Genomic DNA, 711 nt, shown 5'->3' with positions numbered 1-711 from the left:
ATCCCGTGCCAGCAGGTGTGATTTTTCGGAGCGGTTCTTTCGGGTTTGACAACTCAAGCATCTGATAATCATATTTGCTTGTATCGGCAGCACCATCTATGTAATCAGCTTCAACTCTGTATACTGGGTACGAGTAATCTTTCATTCCCTTTAAATCATCTAATATATCTTGCTGAATATCTTCAAACACATCATCTATGTCCTCAGCCATTTCGACTCCTATTAACTCATGTGATTTAGTATTTTTCCAAATACACTTACCGCATCTAAATACTAGATATTTATTCATTTTTCTTTTTCTCCCATTCAGCTTGTATTTCTTTTTCAGCCGCATCTAAGGTTAGTTCCCCTATGTCGTATATAGTCATATTCATAATCATATTGATAATCATTGCTTGGCAACAATATCCATTGCTACTTTTGCAAGATATAGATTTGTTCCTATTCCCGTTGTGGCTGTTATTCCTGTTGTCTTATAAATATCCTGAATAATCATTTTTGCAAATTCCCTTGGAGATGTATTAACAGTCTTAAGATAGCTCGTTGCATCAATAAAAACCTCATCAATTGAATAAACATGAATATCTTCAGCTGAGGTGTATTTTAAATATACTTCGTAGATTTTTTTACTGTAATCAATATAAAATGCCATCCTCGGAGGGGCAATAATGAATCCCAGTTCAAGACTTGTGTCATTTTTTAACTCTGAAT

General features: G+C 34.5%; 1 protein-coding gene and 1 pseudogene. Both read right to left on the bottom strand.

Features of this window, described 5'->3' with window-relative positions:
- Positions 1 to 334 (bottom strand): hypothetical protein (locus KSU54_RS18550; RefSeq protein WP_134583040.1); only part of this gene is annotated, 334 nt, incomplete at its 3' end.
- A 60-nt stretch (positions 335 to 394) separates the two neighbouring features.
- Positions 395 to 711: pseudogene (locus KSU54_RS18545) on the bottom strand (Y-family DNA polymerase); the annotation flags it as partial.

Source organism: Erysipelatoclostridium sp. MSK.23.31, from assembly GCF_019125875.1.
In the GTDB taxonomy this organism is placed as follows: domain Bacteria; phylum Bacillota_I; class Bacilli_A; order Erysipelotrichales; family Coprobacillaceae; genus Thomasclavelia; species Thomasclavelia ramosa.
Note: the sequence above shows the minus strand (reverse complement) of the source record. Positions and strands in the feature narration are given on the sequence as shown.